General features: G+C 59.4%; 3 protein-coding genes. All 3 read right to left on the reverse strand.

The features are described from left to right. Positions 1–178, reverse strand: a 178-nt coding sequence (locus QCE48_RS31550) for a transposase (protein ID WP_309794467.1), incomplete at its 3' end; no start/stop codon positions are given. 103 nt (positions 179–281) lie between these two features. Beyond that, a complete protein-coding gene (locus tag QCE48_RS31555; protein ID WP_309788391.1) occupies positions 282–605 on the reverse strand; it encodes a type II toxin-antitoxin system PemK/MazF family toxin in 324 nt (107 codons plus the stop codon). Then, positions 602–814 (reverse strand): antitoxin MazE family protein, encoded by a 213-nt coding sequence (locus QCE48_RS31560; RefSeq protein WP_309788390.1) that lies wholly within the window; start codon positions 812–814, stop codon positions 602–604. Before QCE48_RS31560 ends, QCE48_RS31555 begins: the two co-directional genes overlap by 4 nt. Positions 815–1,321 lie beyond the last annotated feature (507 nt).

The raw sequence follows: 1,321 nt of genomic DNA on the forward strand, positions 1-1,321 counted from the left end.
ACTTGTGAAGCTGGTTTGCGTTCACCTGAGCCCTGAGCGCGAGCCCGGCGATTGACGCGTCCGGTCGCAAACACGCCTCAATCAATCGACGTTTCCCGTCAGGGTCGTACTTTCGTTTGCCGTTGGAGCATTCTCGAATGACTCGGAGTGGCAGAAAGTCAAACTCATCATCGCTCATGGTCTGCGTCCGCAATGTAGGTTGCGGACGCAATCGTCGCTCGTAAAAGCCAACCGCGCTAGGTGCGCTCTTTTTAGCGCTTACGCACGAGCTAGAACTGCGCTCAACCGATGCCGATGAAAACGGCCAGCGCTCGGGTGACCGCCACCATCGTCTCGTCTTCCAGCCGGCCAAGCGCCGCGCCGATCTTCTCGCGCGCGACCGTCTGTGCCTTGTCGACCATTACTTGTGAAGGCTTCGACAACTGGTTAATAGCGCTCGGTTCGACCGCGATGCGAAACAACGGCGTCGCGCGCAGTTCACTGGTCACCGGCAGGATCGTCACCGACGGGTGGGCGTCGAATAGATCGGACTGGATGATCAGTGCCGGCCGCGGTTTGCCGTAGTCGCCTTGCAGCGCAATCGCGACGAGATCGCCCCGCCTCATTCCCAACCCTCGCGATCGGCGGCCGCCTCCCAAAACTCAAGCGTATCCACTTCGTGCGGATCACCGCGCAGTTGCTGGGACTGGCGTCGACATTCGTCGGCAAAGCCGGCCCGGCGGGTATCCGGCACCCAGATTTGCAGCGGGCGCAAGCCGGCTGCGCGCAGCGCGTCGCGGTGCGCGCGCACACGTTCGATCAAAGTCGCGGCCATTCCGATCTCCAATAGTTACATGTAACATTCTACACTTCTTTCGTTGCATGGTGTGACTCTGCCCTTTTGCCAAGCGCGCGCCGCCAGCCGTCGCGCCGAGCGATTTTTAGCACTCGGTTTCGAAAGGACTCGAATCAGGCATCGTTGCAGCCGCTGAGCTGCCCGGCAATCCGCTCGGCGTGACGCTGCGCCTAGGTCCAGTAAGCGCCGTCAGAGTTTGCTTCTTGGCCGGGTACATGAGACTGCGCGCACGCTTGCCAAACCCGCCTGTTTAGCTATCCACGGGACAATCGGATGTCGCAGAGTAAGAAATGCAAGATCGTTAGTTGTCTTTTCTTTGAGAGTGAGCGCGTTCGCCGAACCACCGACTCTGAACTGCTCATGATTCGGAAGTGACCCTGCGGCAGTTTGCGAGGTTTAGTGGCCGTCGCTGGGACGGAACCACCGGTTGAATACGAAGATCTTGAATGGCCGCTGGCGGGAAAATCGAATGCTCAATAACGACCC

Source organism: Caballeronia sp. LZ024 (genome assembly GCF_031451455.1).
In the GTDB taxonomy this organism is placed as follows: domain Bacteria; phylum Pseudomonadota; class Gammaproteobacteria; order Burkholderiales; family Burkholderiaceae; genus Caballeronia; species Caballeronia telluris.